Origin of the sequence: Paenibacillus sp. UASWS1643, from assembly GCF_008693195.1 — a bacterium.
Lineage (GTDB): Bacteria > Bacillota > Bacilli > Paenibacillales > Paenibacillaceae > Paenibacillus > Paenibacillus amylolyticus_B.
The window spans coordinates 127,973-149,985 of the sequence record NZ_VXKZ01000114.1 but is presented as its reverse complement, the minus strand read 5'-3'; the positions used below and the strand labels follow the sequence as shown (position 1 = coordinate 149,985).

Annotated in this window: 25 protein-coding genes; 10 read left to right on the top strand and 15 right to left on the bottom strand. The window is 47.6% G+C overall.

All coding sequences use genetic code 11. The features are described 5' to 3' along the window. Positions 1-179 precede the first annotated feature (179 nt). Positions 180-1,208 (top strand): M23 family metallopeptidase, encoded by a 1,029-nt coding sequence (locus FE296_RS22875; RefSeq protein ID WP_223869005.1) that lies wholly within the window; start codon positions 180-182, stop codon positions 1,206-1,208. A gap of 96 nt (positions 1,209-1,304) precedes the next feature. Continuing rightward, positions 1,305-1,808, top strand: coding sequence for a GNAT family N-acetyltransferase (locus FE296_RS22870; RefSeq protein ID WP_124113471.1), 504 nt, complete (start codon positions 1,305-1,307; stop codon positions 1,806-1,808). A 114-nt stretch (positions 1,809-1,922) separates the two neighbouring features. Here the strand turns inward: FE296_RS22870 and FE296_RS22865 are convergent, their stop codons facing one another. Further along, a complete protein-coding gene (locus tag FE296_RS22865) occupies positions 1,923-2,414 on the bottom strand; it encodes a DinB family protein (protein WP_150366451.1) in 492 nt (163 codons plus the stop codon). 285 nt (positions 2,415-2,699) lie between these two features. Here FE296_RS22865 and FE296_RS22860 point away from each other — a divergent pair, with 285 nt between their 5' ends. The 5 genes from FE296_RS22860 to FE296_RS22840 all read left to right on the top strand — a co-directional run bounded on the left by FE296_RS22860 (position 2,700) and on the right by FE296_RS22840 (position 7,194). Then, complete coding sequence (locus tag FE296_RS22860) at positions 2,700-3,119, top strand: hypothetical protein (protein WP_036610699.1); 420 nt, start codon at positions 2,700-2,702, stop codon at positions 3,117-3,119. After that, positions 3,116-4,405, top strand: coding sequence for an ammonium transporter (locus FE296_RS22855; protein ID WP_150366450.1), 1,290 nt, complete (start codon positions 3,116-3,118; stop codon positions 4,403-4,405). Before FE296_RS22860 ends, FE296_RS22855 begins: the two co-directional genes overlap by 4 nt. Before the next feature lie 149 nt (positions 4,406-4,554). Next, the gene (locus FE296_RS22850; protein WP_150366449.1) at positions 4,555-5,496 is read left to right on the top strand and encodes a DUF1963 domain-containing protein; all 942 of its coding nucleotides are present in this window, start codon (positions 4,555-4,557) and stop codon (positions 5,494-5,496) included. Between the two features lie 412 nt (positions 5,497-5,908). Continuing rightward, on the top strand, positions 5,909-6,367 hold the full coding sequence (locus FE296_RS22845; protein WP_105597758.1) for a DinB family protein: 459 nt from the start codon (positions 5,909-5,911) through the stop codon (positions 6,365-6,367). 275 nt (positions 6,368-6,642) lie between these two features. Further along, on the top strand, positions 6,643-7,194 hold the full coding sequence (locus FE296_RS22840) for a DUF2569 family protein (protein WP_124113476.1): 552 nt from the start codon (positions 6,643-6,645) through the stop codon (positions 7,192-7,194). Between the two features lie 102 nt (positions 7,195-7,296). On the opposite strand, the gene FE296_RS22835 is transcribed toward FE296_RS22840, so the two are convergent. From FE296_RS22835 to FE296_RS22775, 13 genes are all read right to left on the bottom strand, one after another. Further along, positions 7,297-7,755 (bottom strand): threonine/serine exporter family protein, encoded by a 459-nt coding sequence (locus tag FE296_RS22835; RefSeq protein WP_124113477.1) that lies wholly within the window; start codon positions 7,753-7,755, stop codon positions 7,297-7,299. An 18-nt stretch (positions 7,756-7,773) separates the two neighbouring features. Then, the gene (locus FE296_RS22830; protein ID WP_036669533.1) at positions 7,774-8,535 is read right to left on the bottom strand and encodes a threonine/serine exporter family protein; all 762 of its coding nucleotides are present in this window, start codon (positions 8,533-8,535) and stop codon (positions 7,774-7,776) included. A 245-nt stretch (positions 8,536-8,780) separates the two neighbouring features. Beyond that, the gene (locus tag FE296_RS22825) at positions 8,781-9,086 is read right to left on the bottom strand and encodes a hypothetical protein (protein WP_091015194.1); all 306 of its coding nucleotides are present in this window, start codon (positions 9,084-9,086) and stop codon (positions 8,781-8,783) included. A 64-nt stretch (positions 9,087-9,150) separates the two neighbouring features. After that, on the bottom strand, positions 9,151-10,194 hold the full coding sequence (locus FE296_RS22820) for a S66 family peptidase (protein WP_150366448.1): 1,044 nt from the start codon (positions 10,192-10,194) through the stop codon (positions 9,151-9,153). Positions 10,195-10,290: 96 nt separating this feature from the next. Further along, positions 10,291-11,625: a DUF4179 domain-containing protein gene (locus tag FE296_RS22815; protein ID WP_150366447.1), complete on the bottom strand. Its 1,335-nt coding sequence runs from the start codon at positions 11,623-11,625 to the stop codon at positions 10,291-10,293. Continuing rightward, on the bottom strand, positions 11,622-12,137 hold the full coding sequence (locus FE296_RS22810; protein WP_150366446.1) for a sigma-70 family RNA polymerase sigma factor: 516 nt from the start codon (positions 12,135-12,137) through the stop codon (positions 11,622-11,624). Before FE296_RS22810 ends, FE296_RS22815 begins: the two co-directional genes overlap by 4 nt. Positions 12,138-12,362: 225 nt before the next feature. Beyond that, complete coding sequence (locus FE296_RS22805) at positions 12,363-12,884, bottom strand: ankyrin repeat domain-containing protein (protein WP_150366445.1); 522 nt, start codon at positions 12,882-12,884, stop codon at positions 12,363-12,365. A 69-nt stretch (positions 12,885-12,953) separates the two neighbouring features. Then, a complete protein-coding gene (locus tag FE296_RS22800; RefSeq protein ID WP_223869004.1) occupies positions 12,954-13,823 on the bottom strand; it encodes a helix-turn-helix transcriptional regulator in 870 nt (289 codons plus the stop codon). Positions 13,824-13,841: 18 nt separating this feature from the next. Beyond that, complete coding sequence (locus tag FE296_RS33960) at positions 13,842-14,942, bottom strand: GNAT family N-acetyltransferase (protein ID WP_317889425.1); 1,101 nt, start codon at positions 14,940-14,942, stop codon at positions 13,842-13,844. Positions 14,943-15,092: 150 nt separating this feature from the next. Continuing rightward, on the bottom strand, positions 15,093-15,503 hold the full coding sequence (gene flgB / locus FE296_RS22790) for a flagellar basal body rod protein FlgB (RefSeq protein ID WP_105597765.1): 411 nt from the start codon (positions 15,501-15,503) through the stop codon (positions 15,093-15,095). 184 nt (positions 15,504-15,687) lie between these two features. Further along, positions 15,688-16,503: an adenosylmethionine decarboxylase gene (gene speD, locus FE296_RS22785; RefSeq protein WP_124113481.1), complete on the bottom strand. Its 816-nt coding sequence runs from the start codon at positions 16,501-16,503 to the stop codon at positions 15,688-15,690. A gap of 166 nt (positions 16,504-16,669) precedes the next feature. Beyond that, the gene (locus FE296_RS22780; RefSeq protein WP_026081201.1) at positions 16,670-17,248 is read right to left on the bottom strand and encodes an SLOG family protein; all 579 of its coding nucleotides are present in this window, start codon (positions 17,246-17,248) and stop codon (positions 16,670-16,672) included. A gap of 59 nt (positions 17,249-17,307) precedes the next feature. Further along, positions 17,308-18,456, bottom strand: a complete 1,149-nt coding sequence (locus FE296_RS22775) for an RluA family pseudouridine synthase (protein WP_150366444.1) — start codon at positions 18,454-18,456, stop codon at positions 17,308-17,310. A gap of 190 nt (positions 18,457-18,646) precedes the next feature. Here FE296_RS22775 and FE296_RS22770 point away from each other — a divergent pair, with 190 nt between their 5' ends. Then, positions 18,647-19,054: a hypothetical protein gene (locus tag FE296_RS22770; protein WP_036610660.1), complete on the top strand. Its 408-nt coding sequence runs from the start codon at positions 18,647-18,649 to the stop codon at positions 19,052-19,054. Positions 19,055-19,280: 226 nt separating this feature from the next. Here the strand turns inward: FE296_RS22770 and FE296_RS22765 are convergent, their stop codons facing one another. After that, entirely contained in the window at positions 19,281-19,991 is a 711-nt protein-coding gene (locus FE296_RS22765) for a GT-D fold domain-containing glycosyltransferase (protein ID WP_150366443.1), read from the bottom strand. A 319-nt stretch (positions 19,992-20,310) separates the two neighbouring features. Here FE296_RS22765 and FE296_RS22760 point away from each other — a divergent pair, with 319 nt between their 5' ends. Together FE296_RS22760 and FE296_RS22755 are read left to right on the top strand one after the other, a co-directional pair. Continuing rightward, entirely contained in the window at positions 20,311-21,000 is a 690-nt protein-coding gene (locus tag FE296_RS22760) for a glycosyltransferase (RefSeq protein WP_150366442.1), read from the top strand. 18 nt (positions 21,001-21,018) lie between these two features. Further along, a complete protein-coding gene (locus FE296_RS22755; protein ID WP_150366441.1) occupies positions 21,019-22,008 on the top strand; it encodes an SDR family NAD(P)-dependent oxidoreductase in 990 nt (329 codons plus the stop codon). Positions 22,009-22,013 lie beyond the last annotated feature (5 nt).

The window sequence follows — 22,013 nt, the reverse complement described above, 5'->3', positions numbered from 1 at the left end:
AAAGGCGTTGCAAGTTTAACTACATGTAAGATGGGGTTAGACGAAGGATAAGACTCATTCTGTACACTTAACTGGAAAGTATAACGATAACTGAAGGGATGTTGAGAATGAAGAGGGAAGGTCATGTGAAATCAGGCCAACAGACACATCAGATCTTTAAGCATAGGAAGGGTTGGAAGGTGATTGCAATTACCTTTGGAGCCTGCGTGATATTGTCTGCTTGTGGTAACAGCAACTCCATAACTTCCAACCAGGCGGAGCGGCAGTCGGCTGAACAGGCGTCCAATAATGAAGCAAGCGAGAAATCCAATCAGGAACAGAATTCCGCTTCAGAAGGTACTGCAATGGTTACACCCGACAATTTTGTTGATACCCTGATGAAGGGTTCCATTGAAGATATTTACCGTCAGTTTAGTCCTCAAATGAAGGAAGCGATCACACTTGAAAAGCTTAAAACGTCTGCTGACGAGTTCCTGGAGGGAGTAACTTCCCTGGATCAAGTGTTCGCAGCTGAGATGAACAATCTGACCGAGTTCGCCTGGAAGGATCAAACAGGAACAAAAGGGATTCGAGCCTATTTTGCCGAGGCCAATCAGATTGATGGTCTGTTGATCCAGCCGCTGGAAACGCATGAGGATACAGATCAAAAGTTCACCAAAACCGAATTCCATTTCCCTTTAAAGGGTGAATGGTATGTGTTCTGGGGAGGCAACGATGTGATGTCGAACTATCATTATGAGCATGAAACACAGCGCTATGCGTTGGATATCATTCGGTCAAAAGAAGGTTTCAGTTATAACGGGGATGCCAAGGTAAACGCAAGCTACCATGCTTTTGGTGAACCACTCTATGCTGCTGCGGATGGAACCGTCGTTGAAATCAAGAACGATATTCCGGACAATGTACCGGGTGTGATGAATCCGGAAGAGCCGGCGGGTAACTATGTAATAATTGACCATGGCAAAGGTGAATACAGCATCACAGCACATATCAAGAAAGGCAGTGTTTCGGTCAAAAAAGGAGATAAACTCAAGCAGGGGGACCTCATCGGTGAGCTGGGCAATTCGGGTAACTCCAGTGAAGCCCATCTGCACTTGCAGGTATCGGACGGCCCGGATCTGTTCACATCTCGCTCGCTGAACATTCGCTGGGCAGACCAGAGTCAACAGTTCACTCGTGGCAACACAATTCAGGGACTTCCAGAGTAATTCTCTGTCAGAATGTTAGAGGTGACGAAAACTTCTCTTCTCCGTTATAATATCCTCTATGATAATAGAACGATCTGGAATGATGGAGGAGTATAGATGAAGCTGGAAGATGTGCAGATTGAATATGCGCGCCTGGAGGACTTGCCAAGGATTGTGGAAATTTATAATTCCACCATTGAGAGCCGTATGGTAACAGCGGATTTGGAGCCGGTGACAGTGGAGCAACGTGTTCCGTGGTTCGAGGACCATTCACCGGATCATCGTCCTCTTTGGGTGATGAAGCAGGCAGGCCGGGTGGTAGCTTGGGCGAGTCTCAGTTCATTCTATGGACGCCCTGCGTATAACGGAACGGTGGAAGTCAGTGTATACGTGGATCAGCAATGTCGGGGAATTGGTGCTGGTGGACGTTTGCTCGAAACGGTATTTGCAGCATGTCCTGTACTTGGTATTAATACCATTCTTGGATTTGTCTTTGGGCATAACGAACCGAGTCTGGGATTGTTGCGCAAGCATGGTTTTGAACAGTGGGGATATTATCCTGAAGTGGCCGTGTTGGATGGTGTGAATAGAGATCTGGCGATTTTGGGGAAAAAAATATAAGTGTCGTTCTTATTCTTAGAAAAGAACATTGAAAACCTCCAACCTAAATTAATAGGATTGGAGGTTTTTTGTCGTTCAACTATATTCTTCGCTATGTGAAAGTGTAGGTTGTGTTTACACGCCAAGCTGCTGTTTGATTTCTTGAATCTGTCCCAGGTGACGCTCCTCATGATAACTTGTAAAGTCAATCCATTGGGTTAGATCCATCTCACCAAATACGGGATGAGGAAAGGACTTGCTGCGCAGCAGGTCAGGATCATGATCCAATGCAAAGTTGTTTAACGCTTGGTGGGATTCGTCCAGATCACTGCGTACGTCTGCGAGTGCTTCAGGCGCTGCTGGAGGCTGAAGATGGGGTGGTGCCTCGACGGAGCGGCTGCGGTCCAACGATAATTCATATGGTTTTTTGTCCACAGACACCGTCTGTTCCTTTTCGAGAGCCAGGCGGGCTTGTTTTCCAATTACATTTTCCATCAGGTTCAGATGACGTAGTACTTGCATAATACTCCATTGTTCGGGTGAAGGTTTTCGGTTCAATTGTTCTTCATCGAGTCCCGAGACTGCTTCCCAGATTTGGTTGCGTATATCGTCATTACGAGTAAACATTGTGCAATCCTCTCCTTATATACGGGTTCTATGATGCGGGTAGTCTGTATGTTCATTACCCCAAATGTGGATGCTTATTCTATAAGCATAAAGAATGGAAAGAGTGAATGCGAACCTAGGCAAGATTAGCCTTTGTTAGATGTAATCTGTGCCAAATAAAAAAAAGCCGTTCTCCATGAACGGTTCATTTAAATCCATCCCAAGTCCAAAAAAAGATTGACGGGCAGACGCCGGCAAACTATAATCGGTACAAGTAACTTGATATGTAAGGAGTCCTGACATGATATGTTAGTAATCGACGAGGTGTATCACCATACAGCATTGCAAATATCATCGTCCGATTTATTGTACCTTATCGAACGGCTGAAGGTCAAAAAAGAAAATGAGATTCAAACGCTCAAGCAGAAGATCGAACAGTTCGAACAAAAGCGTCGAGCGGAAGAGGTTGCTTATCAATCGTTGTCGCCCGTACGCAAATGGTTTGCGGGACGCCCCGCATCCCATCATCAGGCGGTAGAGTATATGGTGCAGGTGAAGGAACGTTTTCGCAAGATGGAACAGATCCGCAGACGCATACGTGAATTGGATCAGATCGCAGAACGAATTAAGCATCCGGACAGCATTGAGCGGGACGAGATTGAGCTTGCGCCCGATACAATCCGTGAGCTCAGACAGCTTAGTGAAACGGAGGATGTACAAGCATGACTTTGGAGACGTTAAGCACCGGGATCGATACGGTCTGGGTCGTACTGAGTGCAGCGATGATTTTATTGATGGAGGGTGGATTCGCCCTGCTCGAGGCTGGCTTTGTGCGTTATAAAAATAGTGTGAACATTATTATGAAGGTTTTTGCTGACATTACGATTGGAACGTTATTGTTCTATGCTATCGGTTTTGGACTGATGTATGGTTCGGACGTTGGCGGTTTTGCGGGAGTAACGGGATTTTTCCTGAATGGGGATTTGTCTCACCTGGACGTACCGGTATCTCTGGAGACATTCTGGTTGTTCCAGGCTGCCTTTACCATTGCCGTTATTTCCATCGTTTCAGGAGCAGTAGCCGAGCGCATCAACTTCCGTGCTTATCTTCTGTATATCATATTGATGACGGCAATCATTTATCCAATTGGTGGACACTGGGCATGGGGCGGCGGCTGGCTTAGTCAGCTGGGGATGCAGGACTTTGCCGGTTCGGCTGTTATCCATGCACTCGGCGGATTCTCGGCACTGGCTGCTGCGATTATCATTGGCCCACGTAAAGGGAAATACACACCACTTGGCGTAAGTGCCATTGCACTCCCGAGCAATCTGCCACTGGCATCTGTAGGTGCATTTCTGTTATGGTTCGGCTGGTTTGGCTTTAATGCTGGTAGTACACTCAGCGCGACGGATGTAAGAATTGGTCACATTGCGATTGTCACGATGTTATCTGCGGCTTCGGGTGGTGCGGTTACGTTGCTGTATACGTTATTCCGCTTCAATCGTTCAGATGCACCATCAGTCATTAACGGTTCGCTTGCAGGACTGGTCGGTATTACGGCAGGCTGTGCTTTTGTTGGCGATGTAGCAGCAATATTCATTGGGGCGGTATCTGGCTTGTTGATGATGGCTGCCACCAACTGGCTGGACCGTCGGCAGATTGATGATCCAGTTGGTGCTTTCCCGGTGCATGCCGCATCAGGAATGTGGGGCACGATTGCAGTAGGTCTGTTTGCCACGGACGGTGGATTATTCATGGGCGGCGGCTGGAGGTTGCTGGGTGTTCAGGCACTTGGCCTTACAGCCCTGGTCATCTGGGGATTCGCCATGACCTGGATCGGGTTAAAGCTGATTGGCAAAATTGTGCCTGTACGTTCGACAGAAGAAGAGGAAGATCTGGGTCTGGATATCAGCTATCATGGGGTGATGGCAGCCCATCAGGCCCATGAATTCCTGGACGGTGAGGAGCATATGCGTGCTTACCAGGAAAAGTCTTCTGATCCAAATCTTTAAATGGAATATAGGATAAAAAAGTAGACTGACAGGGAATGTCAGTCTCTTTTTTTGTTAGAAGCAGGGAAAGACGTCCGGGCGGAAGAATATACAGGTGTGAACCTGAATATGTCTCAGCATAGGTGTATTGTCAAAAGGGGAGGATCTATATGATTAAGCCAGAACAATGTGAACGTCTGACCAGAAAAGCCCGTAAAACACTTGAGGAATATGGTTTGGGAGTTGCTGCCGATCTGCTGTTGTCTTCAAGCCGCTGGGGAATTCGCCTCGATGTATCCACACTGGACGAATATCGCAGGACAGGAAACTCACGTGTGGGTGGACATCCAGATTTGCCAAGTCGCATGGAATGGCCCTTAACACAAGAAGGAGTTCCGATGACTTTCCTGGCCCAGTTGAACCTGGTGGATCTGTCGCCGTATACGCCGAATGATGGGCGCGGGACCCTGCCTGAACGTGGTATGTTATACTTTTTCGTTGGTGCGGATGAATCTGCTAGTCCCATTGAACATCGTGTGATTTTTGAGCCGAGTTCTCATAACCTAATAAGGCGAGAGCCTGAAGGTGATACCGCGCTGGATGGAGCCCCCTTTGTTGCACATTCGGTGACTGTGCTGCCTAATCTTGAGTTTCCTACATACGCTTATATTGATGCCGCCGTGCTGAACGAGCTCTCGCCAGCTCTGCTTGAGACCGATGAGACCGAAGCGGAAGTAAGTCTGTATGACCGATACCTTGAATTCGAGTCGAGCTGGAATCATCCGAGTATGCTGAATTGGGGTGGTATGTTTGGATATCCTGACGGGCAGCATCCGGATGCCGAGCATCGGGCCTTGTTACAGATCGCACTGGGAGAAGAGTACGATTATAATGAGCAGGAATGTGAGAAGAAGCTGACCAAGTATTACGGCGGTGATGAGGATCGGACATGGCAGGAACTATCCGATATGCTGCTGCTGCTGAAGATAGATACACATGATGCTATTGGTTTCCAATGGTGGGATTGCGGGGAACTGCAATTTTTCATTCGCAAGTCTGACTTGGAGGCTGGACGATTCGAGCAAACGTATTGTTCGTTATACTCAAGTTGAGCAAAGATTTGAAATCAAATAGGCAACAAAATGTCCTGAATCCCGTCTATATGAAGGAGGAAGGACTTTTTTTGTTCGTAGATTGTTATATAAATTGAACTAAAGAATATTTACACTGCACACTCCGATGACAGAACAACCTTCTGGTCGCTGTTATCCCCAGATTTTTTAAATTCCTTTTATAAAGGGGGAATCCGGGGATAGCGTATGCTTCCGATGTAGCTTTCTTGTAGAAAGCTTGTAGGCGAACGCTCCGCTTCTTCAGGTCCTTTCTGTCCTCTCCGTTTTGTGTAAATGTGTAGTTCGATTTATATAGATTTGGGGTATAACTTGTTTATATATTAAGGAGGGATATCTTGGTTGATAACCGATCGTATGTTCTGTATAATGGGATAAAAAGGAAGTGTATCTGTTGATTCAATCTGCGTTCAAACATATTGACGTGGCCGTAACATCGTTGATTGATATATGTGATCAGTTGTCGGAAGAAGATTTGGCTTTGACTCCAATTGAAGGTAAACGGCCTGTTGGAGAACTACTAGCTCATCTGTCTATGATCTGCCGAGCAGATATTTATATTTCCGAAGGTGCATCGGAAGAAGAGATGGCTCAATTCTATGCAGAGAATCAGGTGCATTCGCTCCGTGAGATCAAGCAGGCTTTGATTGATAACCAGATGTATCTATACCAACGGTACAGGCAGTTTAACACGGAAGAGTTACTACATGTGACGGATTCATACTGGGGAGCATCATATAGTCGGCTGGAGTGGTTGCTTGAGATTATGGGACATGTATATCATCACAGGGGACAATTGTATACGATGCTGACCCTGACGGGTAAAGAACCTGAATCAGTTCTTTTTAAATAGAAAGGTATTATTCTCTACGAGACATAAGGTAATGATAGAAACGGATAGAATACATATAAGCATGTTACGGGGAACATTATGGGTTAACATGGGGATAGACCAACGAAATTATACGTAAATGTAGTTAGTCAGGAAACAGGAAGTCGTGCATAGTTAGGTAAGCACAAGGTAGTAGGGAAAACGGGAATAACACGTTCCGTTCGTCCTCTAAAATACACAGAATGCAGATTTTAATGTATAATATGTTGTCTTATCTAGTGTAAAAGGAGGATGAAATGGAAGGTCAATACAGTAACTCGGATGCAGATACGGATATGAACGCACTGCAACCCAAAACTGGTGTCAGACCGGAACGGCCTGGTATCTCCGGATTAGGTGGATGGCTTATTTTAATCCAGATCAGTCTTTGGCTTGCCCTGGTGTTTCTCATCTCGGATGTATCGCAGGTGAATGTCATCATGGACCCTGCCAGATGGGAAGTTGGCCGTGGTGTCGATCCTCAGATCTACACGGAGATGGTTCGTCCACTCCTGTGGTTTGGCTTCATAAGCAGTATCATTCTATTGATGATCGTTATCGTGAATCTCATTCTTTTATATAAACGGAAGAGACAGTTTCCACGTATGATGATGGTGATGTACGGGATGAATGTGATCATAAGCATCGTGACCTGGATTCTGATTGCGCGAAATGAAATCCCAAGAGAACAGCATGTGCTTGATGCAACTCCGGCTTTTCATCTGATCGTACGATCCATTCTGGTGTGTTGTATCTTCATTCCGTATTTCCTGAGGTCGGTACGTGTGAAGAATACGTTTGTGAAGTAAAAAGGATGGATTGGAATAGTAATACGTAAGGCCCGCTGGAATACAAGAGCTCATCCTGTATGCCAACGGGCCTTAGGTGTGTTGAATTTATGAAAAGAATAATCATTTCGATGATGATTTTGTGCGCAGTGAGGCGGGAATTCGGCGTATCATCTGGTTTAATACCTCGGATAACACGAGGCCTACGGCAATAGCGCCGGATAACATGAGTGCCTTGGCGGCCATCTCCATAGCGGCACTGTAGTCATTTTGCACAAAACTTCGCATCGCATTATACGCCAGTCCACCAGGAACCAGAGGGATGATGCCTGCGACGCTGAAGATGATGACGGGGGCACGAAACATGCGAGAGAATATCTGGCTGATGACACCGACGGCTATGGTCGCTGCAAGTGTAGCAGGCACCGCATCCGCTGCATATTCAAGCACGATATAGATGATCCAGCCGATCATGCCGACAAATCCACCGTGGAACAGCATGCGCCGTGGTGCGTTGAAGATGATTCCAAACGCGGCTGAAGCGACAAAACTGGTTAAGGCTTGTTCAATAAAATGGAGCATATCCTGCATTCCTCCGTCTTACATAAAAAGTGAGAATACAACTGCAATGCCGGTACCTATGGCAAAAGCAGTCAGAAATGCCTCGGCTCCCTTGGATAATCCGGAGACGAGATGTCCGGCCATCAGGTCGCGTACAGCATTGGTAATCAGTAGCCCCGGAACCAGCGGCATAACCGAACCAATGATGATTTTGTCCCGTTCATGACCTACTCCCATATAGATCAGGAGAAAAGCGAGTAAGCCAATGACAAAGGATGCCGTAAGCTCGGCAAAGAATTTGACCCGCACCAACCTGTGAAAGGCAATAACGGCTGCATAACCTATGCCCCCGCAGATTAGCGCCGGAAGAAAGTCGCTCCAGCCCCCGCCAAACATAATGGTAAAACAACCACTGGATAACGCGGCGGCCGTAAGCTGCACAGCCGTTGAATAAGAGGAGGGCTTGCCTTCGATCTGTATCAACAGATCATGGGCTTCCTGAGCGGATAGCTCACCTTGTCCGATGCGACGGGAGACCGCATTCACCTCGGACACTTTGTCCAGATCCGTCGTACGTTCGGAGATACGAATCAGCTTGGCGGGTTCGGTTGCATCAACAGAGAAGAAGATACCTGTCGGAACAACGTAACTGTGCGAATGGGGTAAACCAAGCGCAGCCGCCATACGTTTCATCGTATCTTCCACACGGTAGGTTTCACCACCGCTTTGCAGCATGATTTTGCCTGCGAGCAGACAGATTGCAATCACGCGGGATTGTTCAGTAGGGTTGCTGCCAATCATACCCGTCTCGGCTTGTGATACGGGTGATGAATCATGACGTATGTATTCCAACCGGATCAAGCTCCGTTTCATATGAGATATGGGGTGGTGCGACACCATTGTATCATATTTCACACGCTTGCAAGGAATCATACCGCACCATCCCCAAGACCATAAAAAAGCTTCGTTCCCAAGACTTGAAGATCTCAGGAGCGAAGCTTCGTGGAACAGGTTCGGATATAAAAGGATAAACATGAACAATACCCCTACATCAACAGGGTGATAACCAACAATTCATACAGCACAAGCGGCAAAATCGTGGGTCCAAACAAGGCGCGCGGTTCAGGGTATCCATGCATCGGGGTAACCTGGAGATACAAAATCCCCCGGTCTGCACTGATGATGACACCTTCCCACACTTGCCCATCGATATTCTGGACTTGTACCTTCTTGCCTATATGCTGCCGGGCTGTATGATGAAGCATATTCCGCACACTTTGCACGGATTGAAGCATCGGTTGATTGGCTTGATACACGACACGCATGGATGGCGTGGATGTGGATTCAGACATGATGCACAACCCTTCCTCAAAATAAGTTCTTACTTCAAGGTATGCATCTGCCTATAAAAGGTGATTACACAAACGCCATCTCAAGGCTCCCGCGTCCATTTTCATAAGCGACTTTGCCCAATGCTCCATTAACAAAGGTGAGCTGGGGCGGAACATGGCCGAGATCCACATCGTACAGTACAGGGACATCCAGATCCCCAAGTGCAGAGGATAGGGCATCAGTAAAATTAAAATCGGCTGTATCGGAATAACCCGCAGGTCGGCCGAACATGAAGCCTTTCACACCTGCAAACCAGCCAGCCTGTTTCATCTGCCATAGATGACGGTAGATATCCCCCGCATTCATCTCACAGCTTTCCAGATACCAGATCGTTCCTTTGTCTGCACAGTACTGATCCAGATACGATTGGACGGGTGCATACGGCGTACCAATCAGACTAGTGATCGTATCCATACAGCCACCGACCAGCCGACCGGAGAACGTCACAGCAGTATCTGCATCTTCCGAGTGGCCGAGCTGTTTCCATTGCGAAGGTGTATCTAGGTTAAATCCAGGAGATTCCGGTTTCCATGCCGATTGATAATGTGTGGAAGACGATTGTGTGATTTGTCCGCCATCTTTGGTCTGTAGAACATCAATCCAGCGCGCAGTCACCGGATCGAGGGCGTTTGATCTTAGATCAACATAATTGGTGCCATGTGCTGATGCTGTTCCGGTGATCAGGGTGTATGCGAACAGGAACGTGCTGATATCCGAATATCCCATGACCCATTTGGGCGGCAATGTTCTCAAAGCTTCCCAATCCAGCAGTGGCAGGATATCCATGAGAAACTCCCCGCCCCATGGAGGGATAATGGCTTGAATAGTTGGATTGCGGAAAAATTCATTCATCTCTTCGGCGCGTTCTTCTTTGGAGGCACTAACGCATTTGGTATTGTGGCGGAGCGACGGGCTTTCTTTTACGGCAAAGCCAAGGCGCTCCATATTGCGTTTACTCTCTTCAAGATAATGGTGCAGGGATTCGCCTACACCGCTGGAGGGTGCTGCCACACCGATCATGTCCCCTTGCGCGAGTGGTTGCGGATAACGGATAGAACGTTGAGTCATTGTGGAAACACACCTTTCTTATGAACATCATTAACTTACTATGAATGTTTCCATTATATAGAATATTTGCGATAATCACAGCCTGCTGACGGAAGATTAAGGGTTCACCGGAATGTCCAATGAGAATGGTGACTTCACTTTCATGGGATAGGTGGAGATGTTCATCTTCACTTCTCCTTTTAATTTGGCTCCATTTTCGACAGTAGAAGAAACAATCGTATGACTGTCATCCGTCCCATCTCCACTACTCCAACTGGAGCCAGGAACCTCATATGACTTCCCTGCACTGTCTGTAACGTTTCCGAAAGAGAGAACGAACCCACCGTCCATACTGCCAACAACAGAAAAGTCGATAATTAGATCTTTGCCTTCAACCTTGCTGCCAACCATCTTCAATCCAGGAGGGCCACCTGTAATCTGGTGTGACTTCAGATCAAGGGAAAGATCCAGATCCTTTTTATCCAATCCCGAGAAGCCAGATCCTTGCAATGTCAGCTTTTTCGGTATGGAGAAGTACATGCTTTCGAAGTAAATGGAGCGTTCATCCCCACCTGTTGAGGTATCTGTTCTCCACGCGCGGCCTTGTTCGTCGACCAGTTGAAGATCACTCAGGCCAAATACCTTTTTGGTATTCTTTGGATCAAAATTCACATTAAGTACAAGACGGGTTGGATACAGAGTAGCCTGTTTCACATCAATACGCTGCCCATCCACTGTTAACGTCTGATTCACAGGAATGACTTTTTTCATGCCTTTGGTAAGATTCTTATCTACCGGGAACGTCATTTTCCACTCTTCAGCACTTGCTGTATCTCTGGACTTAAACACAACGCTCAGCTCTTCGGGCGGAGAGGCTCCATCCGTGAAGATCACATCAATCATATTCTCATACACATTCTTGTCTAAAGAAGGCGTCGGATAAGCGTAACTAAATCCAACCGGAAGATCTTTACCGTTCTCATCAAGCAAATCGATATCATAGTTGAATTTCTCGGGATCTTTCATGCCTTTCATCGTGTAAAAAATAACCATGCGTGACTCGTCTGTGATAATACCTTCAACGGTCACGGAAGCACCATCATGTTCGTCGGTGACGCCGACCTTCTGCAAGAGGGACTGATCAATCGCCATCATTAATCCTTTGTCCTGACGAATCATGCTAACAATGCCTTCCATGCCAGGCAATTGCTCCACGAAGGACGCAAAAGCGGGAGAGACACGGATACATCCCGTAAACAGCAGGATGAGGGCAGCTGCCGAGATGGAACTCATATACCAGCGCAGCCGGGACTTTCGCTTACGGGCAGCTTGGCGAATTCCCGCTTGCACAGCCTGAGAGGCAGCATCCGGTATAGGCATGGTTTCGTATTCCATCTTGCGAGCATTCAGCCGTTCTTCCAATGCGTCAAATGATTGTTGTTCATCCGTCATGAGGATGCATCTCCTTTCGTTTCAAGTTGATTCCGGAGTTGTCCGAGTGCCCGATGTAATCGGGATTTTACGGTTCCGATCGGGATGTCGAGAATATCGGCAACTTCAGTTAAAGAGAAACCTTCGAAATAACTCAGAATAATAATCTGTTTGCAATCTCGGTCAAGGGTGGAGACGGCGGCGTCAAGATCGGGGTCCGCAGGACGATCCCAACTGCTGGATTCATGAATCTTGGTGACGGGACTGAACCGATTTTTGCGTTTGCGTTCGTCTGCACAGTAGTTGAGCAGAATGCGGATGAGCCAAGTGCCAAAGTAGGATGGCTCTTTTAATTTTTTGAGTTTACGGAATGCCCGGAAGGTTGATTCCTGAATGGCCTCCAGTGCATCACCTTCGTTGTGCAGGTAGGCATAGGCGATACGGTACAGTTGGCTCTGATGCAATTCCATTAAGGCCGCAAAAGCCTCGGCATCCCCTTTTTGTGCGGCGATAGTGAGCTGAGTAGGGGTCACATGGCTCCTCCTTTCCTGGATATGTTGAGTATTAGACCGTGTAAGGCGTCAAACGGTTCTTGTTTTCTGAAAAAAATATGATGTATTGCGATTTCTATAGAAGTTGGACTACATATGTATCCGAGAACGTAGAGGACAACACAAATAACCGGCAGACCTTCTCTTTGTACTCCAAAAAGAGTCCTGACGGTTATTCACGGGATTGCTCACGTTATCTAATTGTTGCTACTGTGCTGCCACGGCTGCTCGCAGACATGAAGCTGTAGATGTGTTACCACGTTCAAGTGAAATATCCAGTGCGGTCTGGCCAGCTGAGTTCAGCGCGTTTGGATCAGCTCCATGCTGAAGTAACATCTCGATAAGTTCGATCTGATCCGTATGAAATGCTGCGGAGTGCAACGCATATTGTCCATCGCTGTCCAGAATATTCGTGGCTGCCCCGTGTTCGAGTAAAAGTTGGGCAACTTCTGGTGAACGTTCTCCGGCAAGTGCGGCATGCAGTGCAGTATTGGACGGAATAAAGGAAATCTTGGAATGAGAAAGGGCGTTAACATCGGCTCCATGCTCCAGAAGAAGACGAACTGCTCCTGCTTGTCCATAATGAGAGGCATATCCCAGCGGAGTTAACCCATCCTGATTTTCAGTATTGGTGAGTTCCGGGTGAGAAGCGAGCAATAATTGCAGGTTGGCCACATCTCCAGCCTGTGCAGCCTGAAATAGTTGATTTATCTGTTCTGCATGATTCATAAAGGAATACCTCCATCTGATGAGATAATGTAATTATAGATGTTACCCTTCAGAGGTTCTTCTTCATAATCACCTTTTTGCCCGCAGCTGGGAAGGAGAGCTATGGAAGCGTCTAGTGAATAATGAACTGAACGAACCGAGGCTTTCGAAGCCCACATCATAACAGATATTGGTGACAGACCTGTCCGAATCTAGCAAAAGCCGCTTCGCAGCCAATAGTCTGCATTCAGTCAGATAACGATGGGGTGAAGTACCAAACAACTTTTTATAATTGCGTAGAAAATGATTCACGGATAGTTGTGCAGCCGATGCTGTCTGTTCTAGCGTTAACGGCTGATCATAGTAGGCGGAGATATACTCATGCCCGATATACACTCTTCGATACAACTCTTCTCGGGTTGAAAGTCTGATCATATCCAGTTCGTTGATCTCTTGCTGAACGTTACGGTGTAGATCCAGCATGTGAACAGCAAGCTGATGAAGCTGCTCCGTTATTGCCCAGGAATCCAAGGTGTCTTGACTGTACAAATTCCGCAAATGTTTCAGGGCTGCACCAAGCCGATTATCCATCGCGTATGTACGTTCTACCCACTCCATCTTGCTTGCGGATGAATACCTATACGGCTCATCAAGTAGCTGAAGATCACTGCTAATTAGATTCCGGCCGATCTCTTCCACATAACCGGGAGGGAAGAAGATACAGAAAGATTCAACTGGAGTAGATGAATCAATGTGAAGACTATATTCCTGGCCCTCATTCAGAAGCAGATAGTTCTCATTATTGACTGCGAAGTGACCGCGTCCCGCTTCATAGAGCGTTTTTCCGTTACGGAATGTTTTCAGTGATAGCGAGCCGCTGCCTTTCCAATCGAATTGGGAACTCGATTCATGCAGAATGAAGGGGACGGGTACAGGTCGAGGAAGAGGAATCTCCAACACTTGCAAGCACCTCCAAGCTTAATTCTGGTTATACAGCTTCTTCACAGCTTCCAGCCCAGGTACCGCAAAGCAAGCGAGTGGAGAGGGCAGATCATTCAATGGAAACCAGCCGATCTCACCGATGGCTCCGCCTTCTTCCAGATTACGAGCATGGCCGCCAATCACCTTGGTGGAATAGAGCACGGATATCCAATGTTCCTTCTGTTGTGGCTGGATCGTCTCTGCCGTACAGAGCAGACTGTCAATGGCGATATCCAGATTCACTTCCTCCTTGATTTCACGGATGACGGCAGTCTCCAGTGATTCGTAGGGATCGACTTTCCCGCCGGGAATACTCCAGGTGTGCTGCTCGGACTGACGATTCCGCCAGGCGAGAAGCACTTCGCCCCGTTCATTGAGGATGACCGCACCTACGCCGATGCGAGGTGAAATTTCAGATTCACCTTTTGGATCTGAACTTAATTCCGACAGGGACAGCGCAGCTTGTTCGTTCCCATTACGCTGTGAGAAACCACCCGCTACCCTTTCCCCAGATTCAGGAGTACGAGTAGACTGGAATGACAAGGGAAGCCCAGCCTGTGCGGACCATTCTTCGGCAAGGATACTCATCGAGATCAGGTCATAATGCATGCCATCCCGCAAAACTGCAGAACGCTGGCGACCCTCTTCCCGGAATCCAGCTTTTAGGTACGCACGTCTCGCGGCTTCATTGTATTCAATGACTTCCAGCGCAATCCGGTTCAGGTTCAATTCATGGAAGCCATACCGAAGAATCAGAGCCAGAGCGTCGCTTCCGTATCCTTTCCCGCGATCATTTTCTTCCCCGATACCAATGGCCAGACGAGCGGAGCGATTGTTCCATTCAATCCGGTATAGGGCTGTGAATCCAATGAATCGGTTTCCCTCCAGTGTACGTAATGCAAATTCAAATCCGTTGTCTCGGCGGACAGAGGAGGACCCTGTCTCATCCGGCGTTAACGGGATCGCGATATCAGTATCCATGTTGCGCAAATATTCATAATCGTCTGTGAAGCGGGAGAGACGCATGCAATCTTCCGGGCATGGGGCCGCTAATCTGACTTTGGAACCTTGAAAACCATTTAAATGACGTGGAGACATGTTGCACCTCTTTTATACGATATGAAATCATTCGTTTCTTCCCATTATACTACGAACAGGAGAGGATACCGAAAAATGGCACCAAACGAGCTACACTCAGGGGAAAAGACCATAAAAAAAAGCAGCCATTTCGGGCTGCTTGTACATTCATTATTTCAGATCATTCAATAAATTCTTCATTTTTTTGTAATGTCCACTGACCCGATCAACCATGTAGTTATACATGAGCTGGTTCTCCGAAAGATTCGCCATTTCCTTGTCAATGTCAACGTTATTGTTGTTATTGTTCATCGTTGTTTCGTTGTTCTCGACAATTCGGTACTGTACGATGGATGAATGGGGATCACTGATAGGAAAGTGTTTGTCATGAGTCCGCTTCATGGCGAGCTGATCTGTTTTGCCATTTTCAACGATACGTCTAAGCTCTTCCTGAAACTCTACCGTTTTCTTTTTGTAGTTGGGCGTGTCTGCATTGGCAATGTTATTGGTGATGGCATTGTGTTGTGCAGTCAGTGCTTGTAACAGTGATTCGTTACGTCTTGTCGTATTCGTTTCGATCACGGGCTCAGTCTCCTTCACTGTAGATTGTACAGTTACTTCTATAATAAGAAATAAAGTTGCACACTGTCAACATAACAAAGAAAAAGACAAGTACATGCCGGAGGTCCCCCGAAAAGAAGAACCCTGCCTTCATGAAATCTTGTCTTAGACCTTGCCCTTATGGGATCAGCGTTGAACAACCTCTTTAAGAGGGACGATTAATATTTTTGCCGTAATAGATCTCGTCCATCTCCAGCTTCAGCCATTCCGTAATCTCCTGTTGTTCCTTCTTGCTGAGCTTATCTTTGGTGTACCCAAACAGATAATTGTCGAGATCGAATTCCCTCAGTTTACACTTGGTGTGAAAAATATTCTCCTGATAGACGTTCACGTCAATCATGTCAAAGCTGCTCTTGATCTCGTCCGGAATATAATTCTGAATCGAGCCGATCTCATGGTCAATGAACAGCTTGCGCCCGCTTGTATCCCGCGTAAAACCACGTACCCGGTAATCCATCGTCATAATGTCAGTATCAAAGGAGTGAATCAGATAATTCAGCGCCTTAAGCGGTGAGATCTCACCGCAGGTGGAGACATCAATGTCCGCACGGAAAGTACTGATACCTTCACTAGGATGAAATTCAGGGTAGGTGTGCACAGTGATATGGCTTTTATCCAGCTGCATGACAACGTTATCGGGCAGAGGACCGGGAGATTCATCGAGTGATTCCTCGGGGATCTCCACGATTGGACCCTCCGAGACAAGCATCGTAACACTCGCACCTTGAGGCACGTAATCCTGCTGGGCAACATTAAGAACGTGGGCTCCGATGATATCGGAGACGTTGTTCAGAATTTTACTCAGCCGGGCGGCGTTATACTGTTCATCAATATATTCAATGTAAGCTTCGCGTTCATCTTTGGTTTTGGTATAACAAATATCGTACATATTGAAGCTCAGCGACTTGGTCAGGTTGTTAAATCCATGCAGTTGAAGACGCTGCTCTGGCGTAATTGTCATGGTTGCAGTTCCCCTTATCCCATACGACATTTCATCGCAGTTATAATACTACTTATACCCAACCTGCCTCGAAAAAAAACATATGTACGTCATTCGAAATGTTATGCACCTCTGATAATCGCTCTGCATGGATGGACCGCTCACGAACTATACTGAACACATTGAATCAGAATGAAGAATCGTCGAAGTCCGCAATATCGTTCATGCGCTCATCCTCAGCTACAGATTGAATATCCTCTGAAGTGACACTGATGATTGTATAGTCCTCGTTCTGCTGTTTCTTCACGGCTTTTTCCTTCACAAAACGGGGACTTCCTTCCCCGGCATCTTCGTCATAGACGAGCAGAAGACCGTCGCTTTTACGCAGCAACAGGTCATCCCGTGCAGTGAACTGCCACGGCCCGATATAAGGTTGATTGCTAATCGCACCGTAATAGTCCACACCCGAGAGGATGGAACGGTAATACTCCTGCTTGTCTTCTTTCCATTGCTCCTCCGGGTTCTGAAAGGCAGTGATGATCGACAGTTTCAGATGTGGATACGTCTTCTTCAGATCAATGACCACTTCGCAGGCCCACAGATCCACACCGTATTGTCCCGGCGTCAGCACCCATTCCAGACCATCTTCGACAAGAGGTGTGAGGCGGGAGGAGATGGCTTTTTTGATAAAAGGAATACCTTCATGCTTCTGTCCAAAAATCTGCAATTCATGTGCCCGGTAACCGGTGATCAACAGGTTTTTCAGTGTCCGTTCCTCCTTTCAGGCATAATCAATCGATCAGTCGATTCTATATAACGATGCAGTTATTTCGCAGGTGGAGTTTCTGCACGGAACGGATACAGGAATGGCTTCGGAATATCCGTTTCGAATGACATTAACTCATCCGTTGTGGGATGGATAAACGAGAGTATACGTGCATGAAGTCCGAGACGGCCAAGGTCTCTTGTACGTGCACCGTATTTTCTGTCACCGGCAATTGGATGTCCGAGATCTTCCATATGCACACGAATCTGATTTTTACGCCCTGTCTCCAGACGCACTTCCAGCAAGGAGAACTCACGGTTCGACTTCAGACGTTTGTAATGTGTGATGGCATGTTGTCCATCATTCGGACGAGAGCTGGAATACATTTTCAGCGTTTTGGTTTCCTTCAACCAGGAAGAGATTGTGCCTTCTTCTTTGGCTACTGCACCTTCAACAAGGGCAACGTAGACGCGGTCCTGCACATTTTCCTTCCAGTTGTTTTGCAGCTTCTGTTGTACTTCTTCACTTTTGGCAAACATCATCACACCCGACGTATCCCGATCCAGACGATGGACAACAAAGATCCGATTGAGCGGATTGGTGCGGCGTACATGCTCGGTTAGTTGGCGATAAGCCGTCAGGTCATCCGTCTTGTCAGCAGCAATGGACAACAGTCCTGCTTCCTTGCGGATCACAATGATATCATCGTCTTCATGCAAAATGTTAATACCCGTCAAGGATGGAGCAGCGACTGCACCTTCTTTACGGATGTATACAATCTGACCTGGCGTCAGCGCTTCATTAAACTTGGTTACGACCTTTTGATCCACGGATACCTGTCCACGACCCAGAATGGACTTCACTGCGTTCCGTCCTGATTTCAAATGCTGCAACAGAAAGTTCAACAGCTCATCCGGTTCGGTCACTTTGTACTGGCGTGGTGGTTCCTGCTTGCGATAGTAGGAATTGCCTGGTCGTTTGGATGCGCTGGCATTTTTGGGTTTGTTGCCTCCAGCTTTCTTGGGTGCACTCGATGATTTCGCGGCTATTGGCTTCTTATTCTCCTCCGTATTGCGTGATGCGGAAGCACCTGATGTTTTGGCAGATGAGAAGTTGGACTTGCCGTACCGTGCTGAAGATGAACCTGCATAAGATTTCCCCTTGGCCGAGGCCGATGTCTTGCCTGTTGGACGTTTGCGTTTATTCATGAATAGTAATCTCCTTCTGAACAGCCTGTACCGCTTGTGTGCATACGATCCGTTCATTTTCGTTATGCAGTTCAATATACCATTAACAGTCGACAAATAAAAATAGGTTCATACAATCTGCTATACATCCAATCATAAGAGTAGTGAGATTCATAGGATAGGGTATCCCATAGCATTGGAGGTGTTACTCATGGGCGTGTTTCTCGATATGAGAACTTCGATGAACTCGGCAACCGTAGGACAGCCCGGTTTGTCACTGTCAGAATCCCCGACAGCTTTCGGCACCATTGGTCTACAGACGCAGGGTGTGGTGAATCCCATTATTACGTTGAACGGGACAGTAGGTGTTACGGGAGAACTGGGAGATACCTTTGTTGTGGAGCTTGTGCGGGGTTTTTTATATGATCCTTTCTACATCATCTACCGTGCTGAAGGTACGATTGGACAGAACGGAGGTGCCGAATTCCATTCGTTCACAGCTCAGGATCTGTCTGCACCACCAGCATTGGAAAGTGTGTATACTTCGTTCATCTCGGGGGTGTCCACAGCGGTAAGAACGGGGCCGGAGATGTTATACGGTATTGCAGCCACCGGTTAGTAGTGAAAGGCGAAATATAACATGCAGAGTGCTTCATCATCACTTCTGTTGACGGCAGATTTCGCTTCAGATCCCAGAAACCAGAAGTGCAAGACCTGTGTAGCGATATGTTTCGATTGGCGCTCAGCAAGAAACCCCCGGCTCAAGGAGTCGGGGGTTTTTGTCATACAAGCATATGCATGTTTCGCTGCAACTCACTGATTCGAGGATGAGGGTGTCCTGAAAATCAGTTGGCACGGCCTTTCAGAATGATGTTGTTGGCTTTGCCAAAGTCGATGGCGACTTTGCCGGCAAGTGCAGCTGTTCGCTCAGCAAGAACAACCGCGTTGACACCGCAGGAGAAGAGAGCGACATCAAAGGTATCCTGATTCGTCTGAATCCACTCGAGTGTTTCCTGCATGTGATCATAGCTGTCGAAGGGTAGCGCAGTCACGATGTTTAAATGATACGGCTCGCGTTCGAGCGTGGCACGCAGTGGCTCGATCTCACGGGTAACGAGAAGCACACGCTTGCCTGCAAACATCCGCCAGAAACGCGGGTTTTGCGCCAGCTCCCGATTAACACAAGCATGACAAGTCAGTGGAGGGGAGATCCCAAAGTGTGCAAACACCATATCGGTCAGGGGTCTTTTGAGATAATCCGGAGCGTTAATCGTACTGTCACCACGGGGAAGAACGCCGACGATATCCGCCCGCTGCAAGGAAGCGGCAACTTCATCCCGTAGCTGCAGGTTGGGAAGGCTTAGTCCTTTTTGCCCTAAATTGGCTTTAATGGCCCAACGTTCCTGAAGGACCTGTTCCGTGGTCCACACGGTTTCTTGAGACATGACAATATTCTCGCCATCACCGACTCGAACAAGAGAGAGAGGACGCTGTTCAAGCAGCGCCGCTTCAAGCTGATCAAGCACACCATCCATTTCAAGATAGATTGAATCCATTTCAGTGGTTGCCCCCTTTGAAAATTGAACTGCTCTATTCTATGTTTCGGCTGCAGCAATGATATGTACGTTCGACCCGCAGGGCACCATCTTTAAGTGTATATCAATCTATTTCGTTGAAAATCAGTGCATTCGTCCGTACCGCTTCTATTAACATTTCATACCTTATAGAGTCGGCAGGATTGGCAAGCGAAACCCGGATGGATTTTCAACTACCAGACAGCCGGAACTTGTGTTTCGTATGAAAACGACTGTTGAAACTATGAAAATGGTCGGTATCCGCTGAAAGAAGATGGCAGAGTTCATGAGGAGGAATGTTATGTCCAGGAAAGTGGTTATTGAGATTAACTTCAACAATTATGGGCTCGACCCGCAGCGATTGACTAGAGAATGGCTGGAGCGGCGGATGAGCATTTTTCGCACATTTACATTGCACTGCCTTAAAGCTCAGACGAATCAGGATTTCCTGACGGTAGTGAAGTTATCCAAGGAATCGGGAGAAGTGATGCAGGAGATTCTCGCGGAACAGGAGCCGCTGCCTGCCAATATCCGTTTTGGAACCCATATTGAGAGTGTGCGGGCGATTTTGGCATTTGCTGAAGGGGCGGAGCACATCTATATTGCCCGTCTGGATTCGGATGACCTTTATCACCGGACTTTTGTACAGCAGCTATATGACGTGCAGCCACAGCCGCAGACGATGGCTCTGATTAACCAGAACGGCTATCTCTGGGATAGCGTGAACAACGAGATGGCACCTGCATTTCATCGTTCTCCGCAATTCTATGTCTACCTGTATAAAACAGCGGAATATGCATCCGGGTATCGGGTGAAGCTGCCGGGCCGAGGTACGCATGGCAATGTCATTGATCTGCCCCATGAGCTGCTGGCTCCGCGCAATTACGTGAATATCGTCCATTCGAGCAATACTTCAGTCAAAAAAGTACCGCCCAAAGACCGGCTAAGCCGGGATGAGATGGCAAAGGTATTACGCGAATTCATGATCTGATCAGGGAGGGATTCATCCATGATTCAAGGACAAACCATTCTAATCACCGGAGGAACAGGCTCCTGGGGTCAAAAGCTGACCGAGGTGCTGCTGGAACAGGACCCGGCAGAGATTCGCCTCCTGTCTCGTAACGAATATGCCCAGATTGCGATGCAGCGTGAGTTCAACCATGACCCGCGTCTGCGATTCATCATTGGGGATATCCGGGATTATCGGGCAGTGGAAGATGCGTGCAAAGGCGTGGATGTACTCTTTCATCTGGCTGCGCTGAAGCATGTACCAGTGTGCGAGGACCAGCCGGATGAAGCGTTCAAGACGAATGTGATCGGGACGCAGAATATTATTCGGGCTGCAATTCGCATGCAGGTGCCCAAAGTCATTGATGTGTCCACCGATAAGGCGGTAGATCCGATTAACGTATATGGCATGACAAAGGCCTTGGGTGAAAAAATGATGATTCGTGCCAATTGGCTGAGTGAAGGTACCCGGTTTGTCTGCATCCGCGGCGGTAATGTGCTTGGAACCAGCGGTAGTGTCGTGCCTCTGTTCCGTCGTCAGATTGATGAAGGCAAGAGCCTGACCATTACGGACAAAGGCATGACCCGTTTTTTCCTGACACGTACCGAAGCTATACATTTACTGCTTAAGGCGGCTGAGGCAGCCGTGGGTGGGGAGACATTTGTGATGAAAATGAAAGCTTGCAAGATGACGGATCTGGCTTCCGTCATGTTGGAACAGGCAGGTCGTCCATCCTTTGATTATAAGGTGACAGGGATACGGCCGGGCGAGAAATTGCATGAAGTGTTAATCTCGCCCTTTGAAGCGCCGCGCACGTACCAATACGATGCGCAGTATTATGTGATCCTGCCGGAGCACAAGGACAAGAGCCTGACGGATCAGTACAGCAGTCTGCCTCGTGTGAACTTCTCCGAGTATCGCTCGGACAGTGCCATGATGAACAAACCAGCGATTGCCCGGTTTTTGCGTGCAGGCGGCTATATCGATTAGGGAGT

What these genes read in the sequence shown, in the direction of transcription:
- FE296_RS22825 (WP_091015194.1), bottom strand. Translation starts at nt 9,086, where the DNA reads ATGTCTGAATCCACATCCACGCCATCCATGCGTGTCGTGTATCAAGCC.
- FE296_RS22760 (WP_150366442.1), top strand. Translation starts at nt 20,311, where the DNA reads ATGTCCAGGAAAGTGGTTATTGAGATTAACTTCAACAATTATGGGCTC.
- FE296_RS22765 (WP_150366443.1), bottom strand. Translation starts at nt 19,991, where the DNA reads ATGGATTCAATCTATCTTGAAATGGATGGTGTGCTTGATCAGCTTGAA.
- FE296_RS22865 (WP_150366451.1), bottom strand. Translation starts at nt 2,414, where the DNA reads ATGTTTACTCGTAATGACGATATACGCAACCAAATCTGGGAAGCAGTC.
- FE296_RS22855 (WP_150366450.1), top strand. Translation starts at nt 3,116, where the DNA reads ATGACTTTGGAGACGTTAAGCACCGGGATCGATACGGTCTGGGTCGTA.
- FE296_RS33960 (WP_317889425.1), bottom strand. Translation starts at nt 14,942, where the DNA reads ATGTCTCCACGTCATTTAAATGGTTTTCAAGGTTCCAAAGTCAGATTA.
- FE296_RS22835 (WP_124113477.1), bottom strand. Translation starts at nt 7,755, where the DNA reads ATGCTCCATTTTATTGAACAAGCCTTAACCAGTTTTGTCGCTTCAGCC.
- FE296_RS22850 (WP_150366449.1), top strand. Translation starts at nt 4,555, where the DNA reads ATGATTAAGCCAGAACAATGTGAACGTCTGACCAGAAAAGCCCGTAAA.
- FE296_RS22840 (WP_124113476.1), top strand. Translation starts at nt 6,643, where the DNA reads ATGGAAGGTCAATACAGTAACTCGGATGCAGATACGGATATGAACGCA.
- FE296_RS22870 (WP_124113471.1), top strand. Translation starts at nt 1,305, where the DNA reads ATGAAGCTGGAAGATGTGCAGATTGAATATGCGCGCCTGGAGGACTTG.
- FE296_RS22805 (WP_150366445.1), bottom strand. Translation starts at nt 12,884, where the DNA reads ATGAATCATGCAGAACAGATAAATCAACTATTTCAGGCTGCACAGGCT.
- FE296_RS22815 (WP_150366447.1), bottom strand. Translation starts at nt 11,625, where the DNA reads ATGACGGATGAACAACAATCATTTGACGCATTGGAAGAACGGCTGAAT.
- speD (WP_124113481.1), bottom strand. Translation starts at nt 16,503, where the DNA reads ATGACAATTACGCCAGAGCAGCGTCTTCAACTGCATGGATTTAACAAC.
- FE296_RS22755 (WP_150366441.1), top strand. Translation starts at nt 21,019, where the DNA reads ATGATTCAAGGACAAACCATTCTAATCACCGGAGGAACAGGCTCCTGG.
- FE296_RS22820 (WP_150366448.1), bottom strand. Translation starts at nt 10,194, where the DNA reads ATGACTCAACGTTCTATCCGTTATCCGCAACCACTCGCGCAAGGGGAC.
- FE296_RS22830 (WP_036669533.1), bottom strand. Translation starts at nt 8,535, where the DNA reads ATGATTGGCAGCAACCCTACTGAACAATCCCGCGTGATTGCAATCTGT.
- FE296_RS22775 (WP_150366444.1), bottom strand. Translation starts at nt 18,456, where the DNA reads ATGAATAAACGCAAACGTCCAACAGGCAAGACATCGGCCTCGGCCAAG.
- FE296_RS22860 (WP_036610699.1), top strand. Translation starts at nt 2,700, where the DNA reads ATGTTAGTAATCGACGAGGTGTATCACCATACAGCATTGCAAATATCA.
- FE296_RS22770 (WP_036610660.1), top strand. Translation starts at nt 18,647, where the DNA reads ATGGGCGTGTTTCTCGATATGAGAACTTCGATGAACTCGGCAACCGTA.